Raw genomic sequence first — 20,777 nt, forward strand, 5'->3', positions numbered from 1 at the left:
AGGAGTTAGGTCATAGGAAAGTCAAATATTTATTTTATAATAGTTCTTGGAGATGATGATATGAAACAATTAAGTGTTCAAAATCATAAGCTTACAGAGATCGGTATTGGCACGTGGTACCTAGGTGAAGGCTCACAGGCACAAACAAATCAAGAAATGGCAGCAATTAAAGCTGGGCTGGATCAAGGCATCAATGTGGTAGATACTGCGGAGATGTATGGGAATGGTCAGTCAGAGACATTGGTTGGTCAAGTACTTAAAGATTACCAGCGGACAAATATTTTTTTGATTTCCAAATTTTTACCATCTCATGCAACGCCAAAAGCGATGAAAAAGAGTTTAGAACAATCTTTACGCCGGTTACAGACAGACTATCTTGATTTATATCTGTATCACTGGCGTGGTGGGACACCATTGGCAGAAACATTAGCTGGCATGCAGGCTTTGCAAAAAGCTGGCTATATTAAGCATTTTGGTGTCTCAAATTTTGACGTTGCTGATTTGAAGGCACTGTTAGCTTTACCTGGTGGTCAGGACTGCTTTGTCAATGAGGTGTTGTATAATATTCAAAGTCGTGGGATCGAGTATGATCTATTGCCTTATCAAAAATCTCAAGGAATTGCTTGTATTGGTTATTCACCACTTGGTTCTTCACAGGGCCATTATCTTGACCAAAAACCAATTTTGGCCGAGATGGCGGCGGCAAAACATATTTCTGTACAACAGTTATTAATTGCGTGGGTTTTACGGCATCATGAAGTAATTACGATCCCACGTTCTGGTCAAAAAGCACACATGTTAGCGAATGTTGCTGCAGCTGACATATCTTTTACAGCTGATGAACTGGCACAGTTGGATCAATATTATCCAGCACCGACACACAAACAACCTCTAGAAATAATTTAATTGAAGATTATATATTAAGGATGATCGAATGCACATTTTCGGCCGAAGCTTAAAATTTGTCCTGTATTTAAGCCTGATCGTATTTTTCGGTTTAATGATCCCCAAAATTTATCAAGAATATCATGATTTTACACAACGTCAACAGATCTTTAGCCGGGTGCGCGAGGCGCAAAATCAAGTTTCCAATCAAGCAGCGCCAGCTAATTGGCAGTCCCTTAATAATTGGTGGCTGGTCAATCAAGAAGGGGTTTTATACTACAACGATAGCTATTTAAATACGCAGCAGCGTGCGCTAACTCGACAAGCCGCTGCCTGGTGGAATCAAGCAGCTGGTCAAACGCTGATTCAGCCACAGCCTAATAATGTAAGCAAAGCCGATGTTTACTTGGCTTATGTTAATGATGATCTGCTGAATTATTCTGGATTGACAGGGACAAATCACTTATTGCTGCTAAATCAGGCGGATATGACTAGGGCAAATAATGAGAATGATACTTTAAATGTGATCATCCATGAATTTGGTCATGCATTAGGCTTAGCCCACGCCCCTCAGTCCTATCATGATGTCATGTCGCCTAGTCAAGTTGCCACAGGACAAGTACAACAAGCTTCTAATTATGATATTCAAGCTCTCAAGGCTAGTTTGTCGCGTATGCAATCTGCGCTGCATCAAAACATGACCATTGAAAGTTATCAACAGGTTGCCGGACAAACGCCTTATCCCACTGATTTAACTGCTTTGGCTGATCCACTACAAAATGGTCGGGCGTCGCTGGCTGCAGTGATCACTGGGATGATTCAAAAAGTTAGTCACCGTGATAATTTGACGGCACAACAAACGCAAATTTTGCAGCGCACGAAAACCAGCGTCAAAACGATCACCAATAATGAAGCTGCTAGTGATCAACAAATTCGCAAAGCTCGTGCAGATTTTAAGCAATTGATTACTGCTTTCAATTTACAAAATTATTTCCCACAAGCCTATCCTCAGGCACAATCTCAAGAAGAAGGGCAGCAGATCAAAGCCTTTTTTCAAAAAATTCAAGGTAGTTTCTGATAATTTAAAAATAAATTCTTATTGAGATTAACATCTACTTGTAACATTGGTAACTGTTTTGTAATAACCCCAGTGTTATACTCTTCTTAGATTATTAGAATAATGTGATCCATTGAAAACATTTTTAGGAGGATTTGCTTTTTATGCGGGGAAACAAGAAACTCTCATCATCTGTAATGGCAGCAGCGTTTTTAGCGTCAGTGGCGGCGCCAACTGTTGCCAGTGCACAACAAGTGACCGTTAAATCGGGGGACACTTTATCACAAATTGCGATCGACAATCAAACAACGGTGGCTGACTTAGTTCAAACGAACCAAATCAAAAATCCCAACTTGATCTACCCAGGACAAAAAGTTGAGACTAGTGCTGCAGCTGCACCCAATACCCAAACACAGACCCAACAAACAAGTACACGCCAAGTGACCTTGCAGCAAGGGGATTCTTTATGGACGATTGCGCAGCAGTACGGCGTCTCTGTCCAAGCATTAGCACAAGCTAATGGCTTGTCTAGTATCTATGCGTTGATTCATCCAGGGCAAACGTTGACGATTCCAGATAATAGCCAAGCGGCTGCGACTCAGGTAAATACGACAGCGCCAGCAGCTGAACAGACAAGTGTGACACAAGCCCCTGTCGTTCAACAACAGTCAGCTCAAACGACGCCAGCTGCACCAGCAACTCAAAGTACACAAACAGCCGCTCAGTCTGGTCAAGATCAAGGCACATTTAAGTTATCTTTTTATGATCCTGCTGTCTTAGGTTCGAATATGGGTTATGGTGGCGTGGCTGCCAATCTATCCGTCTTTCCAAAGGGCACCCGCTTAAAGATAACGTTATCTGATGGCACTGTTTGGTATCGAACGGTTAATGATACCGGTACTTTTGCATATAGTAACTCACGCCAGTTGGATGTTGCGATGCCAAACGCACAAATTCCATCTGCTGGTATCATGTATGCTAATGTTCAAGTTTTAAGCTAAGATAACCTAAAAAATTATAATAACGTTTTTAAAAGCCGATAACATTGAATTCTAAATGTTAAGGCTTTTTTTAACGTTATTTATAAAAATACGGTAGAATGATAAATGAAGATTATAAATACGGAGGATAATTATGTTAAAAGTAGGTATTATTGGCGCAAATGGTAAAGCTGGTGCATTGATCGCTAAAGCAGCGGTAAATCGCGGTATGGCAGTTACGGCCATTGTTCGTCAAGAAACTGATCAAGATCAAGGCTATACGACTTTAGTCAAAGATTTATTTGCTTTGACCCCAGTTGATGTGCAAGCACTGGATGTCTTAGTTAGTGCGGTTAATTTCCCAGACGATACTACTAAATTTGATGCAGCTACGCAGCACTTGATCGAATTGGTACGGGGGACTCAGATCCATTTAATGATCGTCGGTGGGGCCGGTAGTTTGTGGCTTGATACTGCCCACACGCAGCAACTTAAAGATGCACCTGATTTTCCGAGTGCTTTTAAACCAACTGCAACAGCGATGGCTCAATCTTTAGCGACCTTGAAGGCTGCTAAAGATGTGAATTGGACTTATGTTTCACCAGCGGCTGATTTTAGTTATATGGGTGGGTTAACTGGTAAATATGTGATCACTGATGATGTTTTTGCGACTGATGATGATGGCAAGAGTTTCTTAAGTTACAAAGACTATGCTCAAGCTTTTGTCACAATTATGGCTAAAAAGATATATCGGCAAAAACATGTCGGTGTTCATCATGTTTAAACTTGTACTTTAGACTAAATGCTGTTAGCATATGGTGCACGTAAGGATAGGTGAACAGGATGCAAGTGGAACAAAAAATAGAAATAAGCGATGCTGAATGGGAAGTCATGCGGGTCGTTTGGACGCTAGGCACTGCCACGAGTCGGACTTTAATCGATGTCCTGCAAGAAAAGATGTCGTGGAAGGCGCCAACTGTCAAAACGCTGATTGGTCGGCTTGTCAAAAAAGGTGCATTAGTCACTGAAAAAAAGGGTCGGGCATTTATTTATCGGCCAACAATTGCGGAGCAGCGGGCAATTGATGATGCGACGACGACACTGTTCAACCATCTATGTCAGATGCGTCGTGGCGAGGCCGTGCACCATCTATTAGGCGAGTTAACGCTCAGCCGCAGTGATATTGAGAAGTTACAAGCACAACTAGCTGAAAAAATCAAAACAGCGCCAGAGGCAGTGGCCTGTGATTGCTTACCCGCTGATTTTAAGTTAAAGGGTGGCGCGTGAGACAAAGGCGGGCAACGACTAAGTACTAATAAGAAGCACGATAAATGGCGGCTTTTCCATTTGAGTGATTCGTGGTTAGGTGAGGTGGTTGCCTTGTGAAACACGGTTAAATTTAATTGGCTCTAAAGCTGACGGGTGGCTGAGACAAAACTAACGTTTTGTTTTCAGCCACCTATTTAATTACGACTATTTATGGTTTAAAAACCCTTTATCCCATGCGCTTTTTTTACATAGCGGGTTATCGAGGAAATTTACGAATTGCGTTCAACTTAAATTTAAGACTTGCATTTTTACGACTACAATTGTAAACTTAAAATGTAAATTAATGAAACAAGGTTATAGGGGGTAGCGTAATGACAAAAGATAAGCTGGCTTCAGAAATGGGGCACGATCATAAAATGGCTATGTCACATATGGATCATGATATGGCTGATATGGATATGGACGATATGGGTGGCGACATGATGATGCATGGGGGACATATGATGCACATGGGCAACTTGAAACAGAAATTTTGGGTTTCCCTTGTGCTGACTTTGCCCATTTTGTTGCTGACGTCGTTCATGGGGTTGACACAGCCATTGATCACTTTTTCAGGTAGTGAATGGGTCGTTGCGGTCATCGGAACCGTGCTGTTTTTCTATGGTGGTAAACCTTTCTTCTCAGGTGCTATCGGTGAATTAAAAAGTAAAGCCCCAGCAATGATGACTTTGATCACCATGGGCATCGGGGTTGCCTATATTTACAGTATTTACTCAGTGATCGCCAACAATATTTTTCATGTGACTCCAATGGTCATGGATTTCTTTTGGGAGTTGGCAACTTTGATCGATATCATGCTGCTGGGCCATTGGATCGAAATGAATGCGGTAATGAACGCTGGCTCAGCTTTGGATGATCTTGCCAAATTATTACCAAGCTCGGCACACAAGCTGGTAGAGGGTGCCACGCAGGAAGTACCGATACGTGATCTCCAGGAAGGCGATCATCTGCTGGTCAAAGCTGGCGAAAAAATTCCAGCTGATGGCACGATTGTTGAAGGGACATCTAATGTGAATGAGTCCATGGTCACAGGTGAGTCTAAACAGATCACCAAGCACGTTGATGACAAAGTATTTGGTGGTTCAGTTAATGGCGATGGTACTTTTCAATTAACTGTGACGGGTACCGGGAAGAATGGTTTTTTAGCGCAAGTTATGAAATTAGTCAATTCAGCCCAACAAGAAAAATCAGCACAAGAAAATTTGGCAGATAAAGTTGCTGGTTGGTTGTTCTATGCCGCTTTATTTGCTGGCATTTTGGCCTTTATTATTTGGCTGTTTCAAACAGATCTGGCTACTGCTTTGCCGGTGGCAGTGACGGTTTTCGTTATTGCTTGTCCGCATGCTTTAGGCTTGGCAATTCCCTTAGTCGTAGCTCGGAGCACATCGATTGCCGCTAAGAATGGGTTATTGATTCGGAATCGGAATGCGTTAGAACAAGTTAAAGATTTGAAATATGCGTTGATGGATAAAACTGGAACATTGACTGAAGGGGACTTCAAGGTCAATGCCTATGACACACTATCTAACCAGCTAACTAAGTCACAAGCCTTGCAGATCTTTGCCAGTCTGGAAGCCGGATCCTCTCATCCTTTAGCTGTTGGTATCGTGAACGCTGCCAAGGCTGATCAAGTTACTTTCACCAAGGCTCAAAATGTTCAACAATTGACTGGGGTCGGTTTGTCAGGCGATGTGTCTGGTCAGACCTATCAAATTGTCTCAATGGCTTACTTAGTTCAGCAAAATATCCAGTTTGAGCAAGCTAAATTTGAGCAATTAGCTGCCAACGGGAATTCAATCAGCTTTCTCTTACAGGATGGTGATGTTTTAGCCTACGTTGCTGAAGGGGATGCAATCAAACCAGAAGCTAAGCATTTGATCGCTGCTTTGAAGCAACAAGACATTACCCCAGTTATGCTGACTGGAGATAATGCCCAAACAGCGCAAAAGGTTGCACAAACACTTGGCATCACGGAAGTCCGAGCACAATTATTACCAGAAGATAAAGAAAAATTAGTTCGCGAATATCAGACGAAAGGTAAAGTTTTGATGATCGGAGACGGTGTGAACGATGCGCCTAGCCTAGCTCGGGCAAATATTGGGATCGCCATTGGTAGTGGCACCGATGTGGCAATTGAGTCTGCCGATGTCGTCTTAGTTAAAAGCAACCCTAATGATGTGGTAGAATTCTTAAATTTGGCTCGCAAGACCACGCGTAAAATGACTGAAAACCTCTGGTGGGGTGCGGGTTATAATATTTTAGCGATTCCATTAGCCGCTGGTGTATTAGCTCCAATCGGTTTTGTCTTAAGTCCGATGGCCGGTGCCGTACTGATGTCTTTAAGTACCGTGATCGTTGCCATTAACGCTTTGACGCTGAAATTAGGGCAAACCGAAATTTAAGGCAAAACCCTAATTTATTAAACTATTATTTACATCTGTAAACGATAATGTTAATTTTAAAACGTAATCATTTTATTAAATTGAAATTGAGGTGAGTTCATGAGCGAATGCCGCTTTAATATAGATGGTATGATGTGTGCCAGTTGTGCACAAACGGTGGAAAAAGCCACTAAAAAATTACCCGGTGTCACTGAGGCTAACGTGAATCTAACGGCTGAATCGATGCAAGTTGATTTTGACCCCAATGTGACCCCTGTGGCTCAAATTGAAACAGCCGTTGCTGATGCCGGCTATGGCGCCAATGCCCAGTTGACCACGGAAAACTTTGCGATCGATGGCATGGTATGTGCCAGCTGTGCTCAGACAATCGAAAAAGCCGTGAAGCAATTACCCGGAATGATCGAAGTACAAGTCAATTTAGCCGCAGAAAAAATGCGAGTTAGCTTTGATAATTTTGTTACCGACAATGCGGCCATTGAACAGGCTGTCACTGATGCTGGTTACGGCGCCACACTGGCTGATGAGGTGGCTCATCCAGAGCAAGCCGAAGCCTTGGCGGAGAAGAAAGATCATCAACTGGCTGATCTAAAACAACGCTTCATCTGGTCCGCTATTTTCACAGTTGTATTGTTATACATCAGTATGGGCCATATGTTGGGCGCTTGGCTGCCTAGCTTCTTAGAACCAACTTTACATCCAGTAACGTTTGCATTGACCCAGTTAGTTCTCGTCTTACCGGTCATGTATTTAAATCGCAGTTATTACTCGGTGGGCTATAAAACTTTGTTTACGGGGCATCCCAACATGGACAGCTTAGTAGCTGTGGGGACTTCTGCGGCTTTTATTTACAGTTTGATCAATACCGGCTTGATGATGATAACCAATGTTGGCTTTCACGATCAATTGTATTATGAAGCTGCCGTCACGATTTTAACCTTGATCACCCTAGGTCGTTATTTTGAAACCAAGTCAAAACAAAAAACAGGGTCAGCCATTACGAAATTGATGGATCTGGCACCTAAAACAGCTTGGGTCCAAAGTGGCGATACCTATATAGAGCAGCCAGTTGCTGATCTGCAGCTTAATGATATTCTGATGATCAAACCCGGTGCGAATATTCCCGTGGATGGTCAAGTCCTTTCCGGCAGCAGTAACGTAGATGAATCCATGCTAACCGGTGAAAGTATGCCAGTGGCAAAAGCTGCCGAAGATGCCGTTACTGCAGGGACGTTGAATCAAACAGGTCAATTATTGATCAGAGCCACACGTGTTGGAAATCAGACAACATTGGCGCAAATCGTGAAACTTGTTGAAGATGCTCAAGCCACTAAAGCACCTATCGCACGACTGGCTGATAAAATTGCGGGCATCTTTGTCCCAACGATCATGATTTTAGCCACGCTGGCAACCATTGCTTGGCTATTGACCGGGCAATCATTAGCCTTCGCATTGACGATTTTCGTTTCTGTTCTGGTCATTGCTTGTCCTTGTGCCCTGGGCCTGGCAACGCCCACTGCAATTATGGTAGGGACTGGTCGAGGCGCTGAAAATGGGATCCTGGTAAAAAATGGCGCTGCTCTCGAAACAGCCAGTCAAATCGATACCATCGTTTTTGATAAGACCGGTACGTTGACAAAAGCCCAGCCAGAAGTCACTGATTGGTACTTTCCAGGATTATCAACCGCAGAAAAAACAAAGTTACAAGCACAAATTGCCAGTATTGAACAAGGTTCGGAACATCCTTTAGCTGCCGCTATTGTAGCCGCCGCGAAACAAGCAAAACAAGCCTTACCAACTGCAACGGCATTGCATTTTATTGCGGGTCAAGGGGTCACCGGTCAAGTTGCTGGTCACGAGTTAGCCATTGGCAACCAGAAACTGATGGCTGAGCGGCACTTGTCAACTACTCTAAAGCAACAACAAAGCACGTTTGCCCAACAAGGTAAGACGGCCATGCTGATTGCCAAAGATAACGAAGTCCTGGGCATTGTCGCTGTTGCTGATCAAGTCAAACCCGATGCTAAAGCGGCAATCCAACAATTAAAAGCGATGGGTGAAAAAATTGTGATGCTGACGGGTGATGGGGCGGCCACCGCTCAAGCCATTGCAGCTCAATTAGGCATTGATCAGGTGATCAGTGACGTTTTACCCGACGGTAAAGTGGCTGCGATTCAATCGCTACAAAAAGAAGCTCAAGTCGTTGCCATGGTTGGGGATGGCATCAATGATGCACCTGCTTTAGCCCAAGCTCAGGTAGGTTTCGCCATCGGTAATGGAACGGATATTGCCATTGATTCTGCTGATATTGTCTTAATGCATCAAGATCTGATGACGGTGGCAACGGCCATTGATTTAAGCCAGCAGACCATCAAAAATATCAAGGAAAACCTGTTTTGGGCTTTTGCTTATAACGTGATCGGCATTCCGATTGCCATGGGCTCACTGTACATATTCGGTGGGCCATTGTTGAACCCAATGATTGCTGGGGCAGCCATGAGTTTCAGTTCCGTTTCAGTTGTTTTGAATGCCCTACGTTTGCGGGGCTACAAACCCAAGTTTCAACGAGCTTTATAATTAGGTAACAAAGATTAAAAACTATTCTAAATTTAAAGGAGCGATTTTTTATGACAAAAACAGTTGCAATTAAAGGTATGAAGTGTGAAGGTTGTACGGAGAATGTTGCCAAAGCATTTAATGCTGTCGCTGGTGTTGACTCAGTCAAAGTTGATTTGGACAGTAAGCAAGCCGTTGTTACTGGCGACCCCAAAGATCAAGATTTGATCGATGCCTTGGCAGAAACACACTACAGTGTTGAAAGCATTCAGTAATTTTTACTTGTGAAACAAATTTGATGTTAATAGAAGTAATTTAATAGATCGGTCTCAAAGCGACTGCGACAAAAGAAATCTTTTGTTTGCGGCCGCTTTTCTTGTTTACTGAGACCAATTAGTTGCTATCGCCAAAAGAGATTGCTATGATATTTCAGGAAGCGCTTTCTTTATGATAAGTTTCCGTTTATACCAATAGAGTGAGGGTGAGTTTTATGCAATTATTAAAGCCGCATATTGCGACGACTAAGGTATCTGCAGATAAGGTGGATCAAACTTATAAGCGATTACGGCTGCAAGTATTCTTAGGTATTTTCATTGGTTACGCCGGCTATTATTTATTGCGCAATAATTTTTCACTGGCGATTCCCCAGTTGACTCAGGAAGGCTTTTCCAAGGGGCAATTGGGCTTGGCATTATCGGCGGTCTCATTAGCTTATGGGATCAGTAAATTTGTGATGGGGATCGTTTCGGATCAAAGCAATGCTCGTATTTTCCTCCCATTAGGGCTACTATTAGCCGCTTTGGTCAATTTTGCTTTTGGCTTTATTCCGTTTCTAACTTCAAGCATTACTGTGATGTTTGTTGTTCTGTTCTTACTTGGCTGGTTTCAGGGGATGGGTTGGCCGCCGTCTGGCCGTGTCTTGGTCCATTGGTATTCGATTAATGAACGGGGCAGTAAAACGGCGATTTGGAATGTAGCTCATAATGTCGGTGGTGGCTTTATGGCGCCCATCGCCACGGCGGGCATCGCTATGGTGGGCACTTTCTTTGCATTTGGCGGTATAAAGTCATATCACGGGGCCTTTATTCTACCGGCAATTATTGGTGTTGTCGTTGCTGCAATTGCTTTTTTATTGATTCGAGACACGCCGGAATCGGTTGGCTTACCGCCAATCGAAGCTTACCGCAACGATTATCCCAATGAAGAACATCAACTGTTTGAAAAGGAACTGACAACTAAAGAAATCTTATTCCGTTACGTGCTCAACAACAAATGGATCTGGGTCATTGCCATTGCTAATATTTTTGTTTATTTAGTTCGTTATGGGGTTGAAAATTGGGCGCCAACTTATTTGACCGAAGTGAAGCATATCACGTTAGCTAATTCCAGCTGGTCTTATTTCTGGTACGAAATAGCTGGCATACCAGGGACATTGATTGCCGGGTGGCTTTCAGATAAAGTCTTTAAAGGTCGGCGTGGTCCAGCCGGTTTTGTATTCATGTTAGTCGTATCTGGCTTTGTAGTTCTATACATGAATGCCACGAATCTATGGTTGATCAATTTTGCCTTGATCATGATCGGTTTTTGGATTTATGGGCCAGTTATGTTGATTGGACTGCAGGCGTTAGACCTTGTGCCTAAAAAAGCAGCCGGGACTGCTGCCGGTTTGACAGGTCTATTTGGCTACTTCTTTGGCTCATTTTCGGCTAATGCCATTATTGGCTATACCGTGGATTGGTTTGGTTGGCAAGCTGGGTTTACTTTGATTTTAATTGCAAGTCTTTTAGCCGCTGTCATGTTTGCTTTAACTTGGCGGATTCGTGGTCAAGAAGTTCAGGCACAACATCATAAAGCGTAAACGCAACCGCTTCATAGGGGTATTTCAAATTAAAATATAGATAAAAATAGGTGATACTAAGCAAATGTTTTGTACCACCTATTTATTTACGGAAATTTTTGGTTTAAATGTATTCAAAAACCACCCGATGATTCTCGCACTGTGTTTTAAACGCGCTAAAAAGGGCAACGACTTTGCTTAACATCGAATGTCTCCAATGGCAGGAACGCCATTTGTCACCATTCTTGTTAATGCTCAGTCGCTAAACGCCCTTTCTCGCACTCTAGATTTTAAATAAGATTTTTCCGGTGCTTTTACCTGATTCTAATAGTTCATGTCCTTTTTTACCATCGGCTAGCGGTAAGATCGTTGGGGCGGTAATTTTGATTTTATGATCTATGAAATATTGAAATAAGCGGTGACTGCGTTGTTGCCGGATCTCAAAACTCGTTAAAAAGTGCCAGAGATCACCAGTTAGAATACTTTTAGACTGGTTGAGCAATGTGACCAGGTCTACTTTTGGCGGTTGCCCACCGGCCATGCCAAAAAATACGACTTTTCCCCGTTGGTGAATGAGTTTTAAGCTGGTGGGGATTGTCACGCCGACACCGTCATAAACGGTGTCAAATTGATTGGTCCAGTTAGATTGCCAATCGGTTTGTCGGCTTGGAAATACGGCTTTAACACCATGATTAAGGGCTAGTTGCCGCTTTTGGGGTGTGGATGCGGCACCATAAACATCGATGCCGTCAGCAATCAGCATTTGGGAAAGAATTTGCCCGACACCGCCGCTAATACCAGTGATAAATACTTTAGCGCCAGCTTGATTTTTCCCGAGATCGTGGGCTAAAAAGTCGGCTGTTAGGCCCTGCAAACCAATGCTTGCAGCAAGTTCAGGCTTGATTTCTGGTGGCAAAAAAATGGCATGATTACTTGGGACAACAACATATTCAGCATTGGCTAAGGGCACGTCAACAAATAGAATCAGCTGACCAATGGCAGCTTGATTATTTGCGACCCCTGACCCTATCGCTACGATTTCACCTACACCTTCATAACCGTCTATATAGGGTGTGTGCGGTTCGAGGTGATAATTACCGCGGCGACGATAAATATCGGCAAAGTTAAGACCGATATAGTGCATTTTGACCAAATAATCTTGAGTACCAATTGTTGGCGTGGGTAAATCACTATAAGTTAGGACATCAGCCCCACCAAATGTATTGAAATAGAGAGCTTTCATTCCGATACCTTCTTTGTTTTTGACATAGGTTCATCATACCACTTAAAAATTTTGGGCTTATCTTTAATAATGACTGGCTGGTTATTGACTTATTAGTCATTAAGTCTATAATACAGTTGGATTCACATAGAAGTGTATTTTTTAAGTAATTGGTAGAAGCAAACTAGGAGGCCAAATGTGATGGCTCATGTGATTGAGATTCAGCACTTGCAAAAGCAATTTGGTAAATTTACAGCATTAAAAGACATCAACCTACAATTAAATGAGGGTGAGGTGCTAGGTTTTATTGGTCCTAATGGTGCCGGAAAGTCAACGACTATTCGAACGATTCTAGGACTGATCAAGCCTACCGCTGGTCAAGTCCAGGTGTTTGGACAAGACGCCTGGCAAAATGCGGTCACGATTCATCAGCAGTTGGCCTATGTGCCTGGAGATGTTTATCTTTGGCCGAATCTTACTGGGGGGCAGACCATCGATTTATTATTGCGTATGGCTAAACGGACCCATAACCAGCGGACTGATCAGTTGATTCAAGCATTTGGTTTAGATGTGCGCAAAAAGAATCGAACGTATTCAAAAGGCAATCGACAAAAAGTTGCCTTAATTGCGGCACTAGCAGCAGATGTCCCTCTATATATTTTTGATGAACCGACTTCTGGCTTAGACCCTTTAAATGAAATGGTTTTTCAACAACAGGTGGCTCAGTTAAAAGCTCAAGGTCGGAGTATCTTGTTGTCCAGTCACATTCTATCTGAAGTAGAGAAAATGGGCGATCAAATTGCGATCATCCGTCAAGGTGAAATTATTGAAGCGGGTTCATTAGCAGAGATGCAGCATTTGACACGTAATCAGGTCACCGTAACAACAGCCAAGCCAATGCTTGAGTTGACGCAGCAGGCGCATGTCCATCAAGTACATTTCAAAAATCAAACAAAAACAAGTGCTGAATTTTTGGTAGCTGATACAGCTATGAATACCGTTTTAAGTTATTTGACGCAGCAGCAGATCCAAACTTTAAGAACCACACCGCCGACTTTGGAAGCTTTATTCTTACGTTACTATGATACGAATCAAATAAAGGCAGGTGTTTAAAATGCGGCAATTGTTACAGTCTAGCTTAGTTTTACGGGCAAATTTGCGTCGTGACCGGATTAAGATTCTCATTTGGATAATCGTTTTAAGCGGTCTATTTATTACAGTTGCCGCCAAATTTAAGACGCTTTATGGTACTACGGCTCAGATTGAAACTATTGCGCGCACGTTACGCGCTCCAGCTATGATTGCTTTGTTCGGGCCTGTACCCAAAGGTGGCACGTTAACCACAGCGACAATTTTTGCCACAGAAATGTTGATTTTTTGGAGTTTATTTTTAATCATTTGTAATCTATCATTAGCCATCAACGCCAGCCGCACCCAAGAAAGTGCTGGCTTAACAGAGTTGATCCTTGGCGGCTATCCAGTCGGCCGTTTAGCGCCTTTAAATGCAGCGGCGTTGGAATTAACAATTGTTGATGGAAGCTTTGCATTGATCACTGGCTTGGGCACGACATTAGCTGCCATGCCAGGTAGTGATCTTGAAGGCAATTGGTTGTTTGCTTTGACGTTAGCAGCAGTTGGGTGGGCTTTTGGCATGATCACGCTTGTCTTTGCTCAGTTGGTTGTTGATAGTCATACAGCTAATATTTATGGGTATGCTTTTTTGGGCTTAGCTTATGTTATTCGCATGCTGACCGATGTTCAAAACTCAGATTGGACTTGGTTATCACCTTTAGGCTGGATAGAAAAAAGTGCAATTTATACACAAAATCATTGGCTGCCCCTGGGTCTGCTCATTGTTTTAGGCGGCGGTGCTTTGATTTTAGCGTTTTGTTTAAATGCCCATCGAGATTCAGGCACTGGTATTTTACCAGAACATGCTGGACATCAGCGGAGTCGATTTTTACGGGGGCCCTTAACGTTATTATTGTGGCAGCAACGGACAACAAGTCTATTTTGGTTATTAGGTTTATGCTTGCTTGGTGTGAGTTACGGTTCGATTTTTGATACATTAGGCCAGATCGTGAATCAGTCGCCCGTCGTTCAGCAAGTGCTAGGTACAACTGGCATGCACCATCTTGCTCATTTACAGCTGCTCCATTTTATGAACCTTTTAGGTGTTATTTTTACGGTTCTAGCCAGTATTGCTGGCACCTTTTGCTTAAATCATCTGTACACAGATGAACGGAAGGGCTATTTACAATTGGTACACACACGGACAATCACCCGTGCTCGATTATATTGGGTTTACTTGGGGTTTGCGCTGGTCTTAACAGCCAGTCTGATCTTTGTTGCTTTAATGGGTACGATGCTTGCAGCAAATCAAGTCTTAACACAGCCATTAGCTTTTCACTATTTTGCAAAAGTATGGTTGGCGATGTTACCCATTAGTTGGGGCTTTTTAGCTATTGCTGCGGTTGCGATCGGTTGGCTGCTGCTGGGCCGGCAACTTATCTGGTTTATCTTAGGCGGCAGTTTTGTCATTACTTACTTTGGCCGTCTATTGAATTTACCCCACTGGGCCTTAAATTTGTCGCCGTTTCATTGGTTTGATCAGATTCCGCTGCACACGATCAATATCAGTCGAAGCATGGCGGTACTTTCATTTGGCCTAGTTGTGATAGTATTAGGCTTGATTGGTTACCGTCATCGTGATCTACAAGATTGACTAGTTGGCGGCAATAGATGTTAAAATAAATTGAGGTGAAAATATGGCCAAACGTTTACCCCAGGATCCTAAGAAAGTACAAGCGATTTTGAAGGCCGCTTTACATGAATTTGCGGTTCATGGTTTTGATCGAGCCAGTACGGATCAAATTGCTGCTGAGGCCGGGGTTTCTAAGGGATTGATCTTTCGATATTTCAGTCATAAAAAGAATCTATATATTCAAACAGTCAATCAGGCATTGACAACAATGGTTCAAGTTGCTGATTTTGATGTCTGGCGTGACGCACCTGATTTGGTGCATATGATCATCCAAGCCACGCAATATAAGCTTGAATTAGCCCAACAATATCCTGATGAATTTACTTTGTTACTAGCTGTTTATCGACAAGATAACCAGATCCCAGTAGAATTACGGCAGCAGGTTTTTGACATCTTTGACCAATGGGCAAAAGCTAATGTCAACAATCTAGTAGATCCGGTCATTAAGCGGCTAAATTTGCGGCCTGAATTAGATCCAGCTGATGTTAAGACGTTTTTGCAGCTCTTCATCAATCAGATCAGCCAGATCACCCAAGAATATATGCAGGCACATCCCCAGGTTAAAACGCTGGCGGATATGTCAGAGCTTATTCAACGAATTGAAAGCTATATGGACATGATGGAACATGGTATCATCGCCCACTGACTGTTCCCACGGTACTTTGTGCCAGTAATTAAAAAAGCAGCACCTTAATTATTGGAAATATGTTAAATATTTTTAATCTGCCTTGACCTAACTGAACAAGCGTTCGTATAATAGGAACTATCAGTTTAGGGAGGGCGTGTATCTATGAATCGTTTTAAAAAAATAGATCTCTTGGAAGAAAATCGTATTTTCTTGACTAAAGAGATCTTTTTGTATGTGCAAGCATCGGGGCTATTGCGGTTATATCGGCGAATCGATCACGAAAGCCATCTATTGACTTCACTAAATTATCGGGCGCACGCAGAGGGCTTTGCGCAGTTTATTTTTAATGCAGCGCCAAGTTTAACTTTTGAAGAAGTACATACATTAGCACAACACTTGAACCGTTATTATTTTCGGGCATAAAAAAAGGCCCAGCAGGCAGTGAAATGAATCATAATCCGTTCACATGTGAGGCCTCAAAGCCGAATGCTTTTGGGTGATTGACAGTTACTAAAATACACATAAGCAAATAAGCAAATTCAAATTGAAACTACTTTAATTTGAGTGATTGTATTTATAAAGCCTGCTGGGCGAAGTGGAATCAGAAGTACTTTTTAGTAGGCTAGCCACCTTGATTCCATCTAAAATATAACAGCGAACCACAAGAACAGCAAGAAAAATGTTTTAATAGCATTATTAGGTTTCTTTAAGTTTTTATAAAAATACTTAAATTCTTTTCCGTTACGGCTATAATTATAAGTAATAATTAAACGTTAAACAAATTTGGAGGACAATTGTGAAAAAAATCGTAAACTTCAACGGGTGCTCATTTCAGCATTGATTTTATTAAGTGCAACTTTCGGTGGTTTTTTTGCGAATAATCATCATGCTAAGGCAGCTACTCAGATCGGTGTGGTTGACAATCCGATGGGCGATGGATCGGTCTATGTTTATGATGCCCCAAATGGCAAAGTGATCAGTGGCCGGACGTTACCTAATAAATCTGAGTGGCAAGTGGGACAACGGGTATCTGTTTCAGGCAGTGGCGTATGGTATGAAATTGGTCAAAATGTTTGGATCAATGATTATGTTTTGAAAGTCAAGGACGCACCAACAACACCAAGTCAAAATCAGAATCATACAACAACACCAACTACCAATAATGGGATTGTTACAGCTGGTGATAACGCTGTTGTTTATAATGCTATCAATGGTTCTGCGACGGGACAAACGTTGCCTGCTGGCAGTCAATGGCGTTATGGCAGTCAACAACAAACCGCAGATGGTTCGACTTGGTATGAAGTCGGTGCTAGCCAGTGGTTGAAAGTTCCGAGTACCAATACACCTGAAACACCTAACATGAATCCTTCAGATCAAACCGGTATTTCAGCTTCAGGGATTGTAAAGATTAGTTTTACCGGTGCCAATTTACGCACCGCTCCAAATGGTCAGATCGTTAGCTTTTTGAATCCCGATACGCGCTGGAAAGTATTGGCTGCACAACGGGTCAATGGTACTTTATGGTATGAGCTCGGCGAGAATCAATGGATCAGTTCTACAACCGTTGTGACAGATCTGAACCAAGCCAATCCCGATGTTGTGACCGTGAATGAGAATAACATTTCAGCGACACTAACTTTAACATCTAATGCGAATATTTATAATGGTCCTGCCCAATTAGGCGGCACATCGATTGGCCGTTCATTATTAAATGGGACTGCTTGGCATGTCAGCCGTTTAACGACCGTGAATGGAACCAGTTGGGCTGAAGTTGGGCCTAACCAATGGTTGAATGCACATAATGGTCAATTATCCTATTAAAGGTTACAATTAAAGGGTAATCTTAATTTAGGAGGCCATTTGATGAAGGTATTTGTAATCGGAGCCCACGGTAAAGTGGGACAGTTGTTATTACCAAAGCTACAACAGGCTGGCTATGAGGTGTTTGCGGGTATTCGTGATGAAACTCAAGCCCAGACAATCAAATCATTGGGTGCGACACCTGTTCATGTGGACCTGTTAGCTGATGTGTCAGCTTTAGCACAGACATTGCAAGGCATGGATGCTGTTGTTTTTACCGCTGGATCTGGTGGCAGTACCGGCGATGACATGACTTTATTGATTGATTTAGATGGTGCAGTTAAAGCGATGGAAGCCGCAAAGACAGCTGGCAGCCGTCGATTTGTCATTGTCAGTTCAGCAGCTAGCAACCACCGAGCAACTTGGGGCGATGTCATTCGACCATATATGGCAGCCAAGTATTACGCTGACCGGGTATTGAAGACTTCTGGGTTAAATTATACGATCGTTCGTCCAGGTATTTTGACAGATGATAATGAAACCAAACGGTATTTTGTAGGGCCAAGAACTTTAACGGCTGAACATAATACGATTGCCCGCGCTGATGTCGCTAATTTTATCGTGACTGCACTTGGAACACCAAGTACGATTCGGCAGGAATATGATATTTTCAATGGCAGTGAACCACTAGTAAATGTTTTAAATTAAAATTGTTCACAAACTAAAAGAGTCTAAAAACAAAACGGATGCTTTGTTTTTAGACTCTTTTTTATGGTAGGTGTTGTAATGTGGTTATCCCAAAGTAATGGCTTCTAAGAATTGTTTGATTCGACCCGATGGTGCTGCGAAAAATGCTTTGGCAGCACCATCATATAGTACTTCACCATCTTCAAAGAAGACGATTCGATCAGCGACCAAACGGGCAAAATCCATGTTATGGGTGACCACGATCATTGCTTGGTGTTGCGCCGCTAAATCTTTTAAGACTCGGAGTACTTGAGTTTCTAGTTCGGGATCTAGGGCACTAGTTGGTTCATCTAACAAAATATACTCTGGATCCATAGCTAAAGCTCGACAAATAGAGATACGCTGTTGTTGACCACCAGAAAGTTGATTGGGGTACCGTTTACCAGTATCTGGCAGCCCCACCAGTTTAAGTAGTTCTTGGGCACGTTGTTCGCTTTTAGCCTTGGACTGATGCAAAACAACGCGCGGGCCCTCCGTGATATTCTCTAAAACGGTTAGATGTGGAAATAAGTTCCAATTCTGAAAAACCATACCTGACTTACGGCGTACAGCAAACTTAACTTTATTCGTTAATGGTTTGCTGAAATCCACGTCTAAGTCATCAAATTTTAAATGGCCTGTTTCAGGATGCTCTAACAGATTGATTGCGCGCAATAGAGTAGATTTACCCGAACCGGATGGGCCAATGATGACTGTAGTTTGATTCTCCGGAAAATCAAGGGAGACATCTTTTAAGGCATGGTGCTGTTGGAAACGTTTGTCTACATGTTCTAATCGGATCAATTCATCACACCTTCTTTGGAGACATACTTGGAGGTCCGTTTTTCAAGATAATGCTGCAGCCAAGTCAATACCGAACAAATGATAGCATAAAGAACAGCAACGATGGAATACATCAATAACGGTTGGTAGTTTTTGGCCGTAATTTGCTGGCTAACGGTGAACATTTCCAAAATGGTAATTGAACTTGCCAACGATGTATCTTTTACGAGGCCAATAAAAGAATTGGAAAGGGGCGGGATCGCAATGCGCATGGCTTGTGGAAAGATAATTTTTCGTAAAACTTGCGTACTGGTCATGCCTAATGTATAGGCTGCTTCCCATTGGTCTTTCGGCACAGAATTGATCGAGGCACGAATTGTTTCTGAAGCATAGGCCCCCGTGTTTAGAGAGAATGTAATAATGGCCGCAAGAAAGGCAGGTAGTTGAACCCCTGCATTGGGTAAGCCAAAGAAGATAATAAATAGTTGAACCAACAACGGGGTCGACCGGAATAACCAAACATAGAAAGAAAAAATTGCCTGTAAGATCTGCCACCAGAAAGCCGCAAAGTTCGACTGTGGTTTAGGGATCAGTTTAACCACCGCAGTGAGAATGGCTAATAGTAAGCCAAACACAAAGGAAATAATGGCTAAAGGAATGGTGTATTCTGCGCCAGCTTTGATCAAATCTGGCAGTGACGTCATAATCGTATGTAACACCAAAATCGCCTCCAATGAACTAATTTAAGTTGCTTTAATTGCTTTGTTTCAAAAGACAGCGACCATACTTAATCTGCCATACTTGAATGAATCCTTTAATTCAAGTTTTCAGATTAGCGTTTGGTCGCTGAATGTTTGCTATCAAATATTTAGAATAAATATAATGAACTCATTATTTGGTAATATCAGCCCCAAAGTACTTAACAGATAACTTCTTCAAAGTACCATCTTCACGCAATTGTTTCAATGCTGTATTGACTTTCTTTTGCAAAGTCTTCGACTGCTTATTGTACATGATTGAAACTTTAGCGGCTGGGATCTTATCTTCTGGAACTAATTGATGTTTCAAGCCTTTTGATCCGTTTTCTTTGCTGTAAGCCAAGAATGCTTCACGAGAGTTCAAGGTTGCTTCAGCGCGGCCTTGACGCACGAGGGCTAAAGAGTTCTCAAAAGCATTAGAAGGGACGATCTTAGCCCCATATTTTTGGGCATTCGTTTCATTCTCTGTGCCAGTTCCCACGGCAACTTTTCGATTCTTCAAGTCATTGACCGATTTAATGGTAGTGTTATCCGACTTAGTGATTAAGAAAGTCCGTGAATAAATATATGGCGTGGAGAAAATATATTGTTTTTGGCGTGCCGGTGTCACAGTAATGTTGTTCAAAACGGCATCAAACTTTTTACTGCCTAAACCAGCGATCAATGAGTCCCATTTGGTAGGCACAAATTTAGCTTTCAGATCAAGCTTTTTAGCGACTGCCTTACCTAGATCTACTTCAAAACCGGTCAGTTTGCCGTTGTCACGATAGGAGTATGGTGCAAAAGTACCTTCTAAACCAATGGTCAATTCACCTTTAGTTTTTAATTCAGAGCTGACACTGTCGGTTTTACCGCCAGCTTGCTGATTGCCACAAGCACCTAAGATCAAGGCTAGCCCCAAACTTGCTGTCAGTAAACCCAGTACTTTGGAAAATTTCTTCATATTATATAGTCACCCTTAAAAAGTTATTTAATTCAGAAATACAGACATGTTAAAAATTACCATTTTACTAACTTATTGTCAATATAAAGCCAGGGGAACAAAGCTTTAAG

At 42.4% G+C, this 20,777-nt stretch carries 19 protein-coding genes; 15 read left to right on the forward strand and 4 right to left on the reverse strand.

What is annotated here, in order from left to right; translation table 11 throughout:
* Positions 1-60: 60 nt before the first annotated feature.
* The 9 genes from ACNAN0_RS04325 (at position 61) to pgtP (ending at position 11,064) form a co-directional block, all read left to right on the forward strand.
* Positions 61-906, forward strand: a complete 846-nt coding sequence (locus ACNAN0_RS04325) for an aldo/keto reductase (protein WP_416353972.1) — start codon at positions 61-63, stop codon at positions 904-906.
* A 28-nt stretch (positions 907-934) separates the two neighbouring features.
* The gene (locus ACNAN0_RS04330; RefSeq protein ID WP_416353973.1) at positions 935-1,963 is read left to right on the forward strand and encodes a matrixin family metalloprotease; all 1,029 of its coding nucleotides are present in this window, start codon (positions 935-937) and stop codon (positions 1,961-1,963) included.
* A gap of 332 nt (positions 1,964-2,295) precedes the next feature.
* The gene (locus ACNAN0_RS04335) at positions 2,296-2,943 is read left to right on the forward strand and encodes a LysM peptidoglycan-binding domain-containing protein (protein ID WP_416354170.1); all 648 of its coding nucleotides are present in this window, start codon (positions 2,296-2,298) and stop codon (positions 2,941-2,943) included.
* A 133-nt stretch (positions 2,944-3,076) separates the two neighbouring features.
* Positions 3,077-3,706, forward strand: a complete 630-nt coding sequence (locus ACNAN0_RS04340) for an NAD(P)H-binding protein (RefSeq protein ID WP_416353974.1) — start codon at positions 3,077-3,079, stop codon at positions 3,704-3,706.
* A gap of 59 nt (positions 3,707-3,765) precedes the next feature.
* Positions 3,766-4,209 carry a CopY/TcrY family copper transport repressor gene (locus tag ACNAN0_RS04345; protein ID WP_416353975.1) on the forward strand — a complete coding sequence of 148 codons (444 nt, stop codon included), beginning with the start codon at positions 3,766-3,768 and terminating at the stop codon, positions 4,207-4,209.
* A 353-nt stretch (positions 4,210-4,562) separates the two neighbouring features.
* On the forward strand, positions 4,563-6,653 hold the full coding sequence (locus ACNAN0_RS04350) for a heavy metal translocating P-type ATPase (RefSeq protein ID WP_416353976.1): 2,091 nt from the start codon (positions 4,563-4,565) through the stop codon (positions 6,651-6,653).
* 99 nt (positions 6,654-6,752) lie between these two features.
* On the forward strand, positions 6,753-9,227 hold the full coding sequence (locus ACNAN0_RS04355; protein ID WP_416353977.1) for a heavy metal translocating P-type ATPase: 2,475 nt from the start codon (positions 6,753-6,755) through the stop codon (positions 9,225-9,227).
* 50 nt (positions 9,228-9,277) lie between these two features.
* On the forward strand, positions 9,278-9,481 hold the full coding sequence (locus ACNAN0_RS04360) for a heavy-metal-associated domain-containing protein (RefSeq protein ID WP_230913511.1): 204 nt from the start codon (positions 9,278-9,280) through the stop codon (positions 9,479-9,481).
* Positions 9,482-9,696: 215 nt separating this feature from the next.
* Positions 9,697-11,064 carry a phosphoglycerate transporter protein PgtP gene (gene pgtP, locus ACNAN0_RS04365; RefSeq protein ID WP_230913510.1) on the forward strand — a complete coding sequence of 456 codons (1,368 nt, stop codon included), beginning with the start codon at positions 9,697-9,699 and terminating at the stop codon, positions 11,062-11,064.
* Positions 11,065-11,326: 262 nt separating this feature from the next.
* On the opposite strand, the gene ACNAN0_RS04370 is transcribed toward pgtP, so the two are convergent.
* Positions 11,327-12,286 carry a zinc-binding dehydrogenase gene (locus ACNAN0_RS04370; RefSeq protein WP_230913509.1) on the reverse strand — a complete coding sequence of 320 codons (960 nt, stop codon included), beginning with the start codon at positions 12,284-12,286 and terminating at the stop codon, positions 11,327-11,329.
* Positions 12,287-12,463: 177 nt separating this feature from the next.
* Here ACNAN0_RS04370 and ACNAN0_RS04375 point away from each other — a divergent pair, with 177 nt between their 5' ends.
* The 6 genes from ACNAN0_RS04375 (at position 12,464) to ACNAN0_RS04400 (ending at position 18,165) form a co-directional block, all read left to right on the forward strand.
* Positions 12,464-13,378, forward strand: coding sequence for an ABC transporter ATP-binding protein (locus tag ACNAN0_RS04375; protein ID WP_230913508.1), 915 nt, complete (start codon positions 12,464-12,466; stop codon positions 13,376-13,378).
* 1 nt (position 13,379) lies between these two features.
* Positions 13,380-14,990 carry an ABC transporter permease gene (locus ACNAN0_RS04380; protein ID WP_416353978.1) on the forward strand — a complete coding sequence of 537 codons (1,611 nt, stop codon included), beginning with the start codon at positions 13,380-13,382 and terminating at the stop codon, positions 14,988-14,990.
* Positions 14,991-15,033: 43 nt separating this feature from the next.
* Complete coding sequence (locus tag ACNAN0_RS04385; RefSeq protein ID WP_230913506.1) at positions 15,034-15,675, forward strand: TetR/AcrR family transcriptional regulator; 642 nt, start codon at positions 15,034-15,036, stop codon at positions 15,673-15,675.
* 144 nt (positions 15,676-15,819) lie between these two features.
* Positions 15,820-16,080 (forward strand): hypothetical protein, encoded by a 261-nt coding sequence (locus tag ACNAN0_RS04390; protein ID WP_230913505.1) that lies wholly within the window; start codon positions 15,820-15,822, stop codon positions 16,078-16,080.
* A 414-nt stretch (positions 16,081-16,494) separates the two neighbouring features.
* Positions 16,495-17,478 carry an SLAP domain-containing protein gene (locus tag ACNAN0_RS04395; RefSeq protein ID WP_416353979.1) on the forward strand — a complete coding sequence of 328 codons (984 nt, stop codon included), beginning with the start codon at positions 16,495-16,497 and terminating at the stop codon, positions 17,476-17,478.
* 42 nt (positions 17,479-17,520) lie between these two features.
* Positions 17,521-18,165: an SDR family oxidoreductase gene (locus ACNAN0_RS04400; RefSeq protein ID WP_230913503.1), complete on the forward strand. Its 645-nt coding sequence runs from the start codon at positions 17,521-17,523 to the stop codon at positions 18,163-18,165.
* Between the two features lie 84 nt (positions 18,166-18,249).
* Here ACNAN0_RS04400 and ACNAN0_RS04405 read toward each other — a convergent pair whose 3' ends face one another.
* The 3 genes from ACNAN0_RS04405 to ACNAN0_RS04415 form a co-directional block, all read right to left on the reverse strand.
* Positions 18,250-18,987, reverse strand: coding sequence for an amino acid ABC transporter ATP-binding protein (locus ACNAN0_RS04405; protein ID WP_230913502.1), 738 nt, complete (start codon positions 18,985-18,987; stop codon positions 18,250-18,252).
* A complete protein-coding gene (locus tag ACNAN0_RS04410) occupies positions 18,984-19,670 on the reverse strand; it encodes an amino acid ABC transporter permease (protein ID WP_230913557.1) in 687 nt (228 codons plus the stop codon). The genes ACNAN0_RS04405 and ACNAN0_RS04410 overlap by 4 nt, the downstream gene beginning before the upstream one ends.
* A 187-nt stretch (positions 19,671-19,857) precedes the next feature.
* Positions 19,858-20,667, reverse strand: a complete 810-nt coding sequence (locus ACNAN0_RS04415; RefSeq protein ID WP_230913501.1) for a transporter substrate-binding domain-containing protein — start codon at positions 20,665-20,667, stop codon at positions 19,858-19,860.
* Between the last annotated feature and the right edge of the window lie 110 nt (positions 20,668-20,777).

Origin of the sequence: Agrilactobacillus fermenti (genome assembly GCF_047943045.1) — a bacterium.
Taxonomy (GTDB): domain Bacteria; phylum Bacillota; class Bacilli; order Lactobacillales; family Lactobacillaceae; genus Agrilactobacillus; species Agrilactobacillus fermenti.

What these genes read in the sequence shown, in the direction of transcription:
- ACNAN0_RS04415 (WP_230913501.1), bottom strand. Translation starts at nt 20,667, where the DNA reads ATGAAGAAATTTTCCAAAGTACTGGGTTTACTGACAGCAAGTTTGGGG.
- ACNAN0_RS04330 (WP_416353973.1), top strand. Translation starts at nt 935, where the DNA reads ATGCACATTTTCGGCCGAAGCTTAAAATTTGTCCTGTATTTAAGCCTG.
- ACNAN0_RS04325 (WP_416353972.1), top strand. Translation starts at nt 61, where the DNA reads ATGAAACAATTAAGTGTTCAAAATCATAAGCTTACAGAGATCGGTATT.
- ACNAN0_RS04345 (WP_416353975.1), top strand. Translation starts at nt 3,766, where the DNA reads ATGCAAGTGGAACAAAAAATAGAAATAAGCGATGCTGAATGGGAAGTC.
- ACNAN0_RS04380 (WP_416353978.1), top strand. Translation starts at nt 13,380, where the DNA reads ATGCGGCAATTGTTACAGTCTAGCTTAGTTTTACGGGCAAATTTGCGT.
- ACNAN0_RS04400 (WP_230913503.1), top strand. Translation starts at nt 17,521, where the DNA reads ATGAAGGTATTTGTAATCGGAGCCCACGGTAAAGTGGGACAGTTGTTA.
- ACNAN0_RS04390 (WP_230913505.1), top strand. Translation starts at nt 15,820, where the DNA reads ATGAATCGTTTTAAAAAAATAGATCTCTTGGAAGAAAATCGTATTTTC.
- ACNAN0_RS04385 (WP_230913506.1), top strand. Translation starts at nt 15,034, where the DNA reads ATGGCCAAACGTTTACCCCAGGATCCTAAGAAAGTACAAGCGATTTTG.
- ACNAN0_RS04360 (WP_230913511.1), top strand. Translation starts at nt 9,278, where the DNA reads ATGACAAAAACAGTTGCAATTAAAGGTATGAAGTGTGAAGGTTGTACG.
- ACNAN0_RS04410 (WP_230913557.1), bottom strand. Translation starts at nt 19,670, where the DNA reads ATGACGTCACTGCCAGATTTGATCAAAGCTGGCGCAGAATACACCATT.
- ACNAN0_RS04350 (WP_416353976.1), top strand. Translation starts at nt 4,563, where the DNA reads ATGACAAAAGATAAGCTGGCTTCAGAAATGGGGCACGATCATAAAATG.
- ACNAN0_RS04340 (WP_416353974.1), top strand. Translation starts at nt 3,077, where the DNA reads ATGTTAAAAGTAGGTATTATTGGCGCAAATGGTAAAGCTGGTGCATTG.
- pgtP (WP_230913510.1), top strand. Translation starts at nt 9,697, where the DNA reads ATGCAATTATTAAAGCCGCATATTGCGACGACTAAGGTATCTGCAGAT.
- ACNAN0_RS04370 (WP_230913509.1), bottom strand. Translation starts at nt 12,286, where the DNA reads ATGAAAGCTCTCTATTTCAATACATTTGGTGGGGCTGATGTCCTAACT.
- ACNAN0_RS04355 (WP_416353977.1), top strand. Translation starts at nt 6,753, where the DNA reads ATGAGCGAATGCCGCTTTAATATAGATGGTATGATGTGTGCCAGTTGT.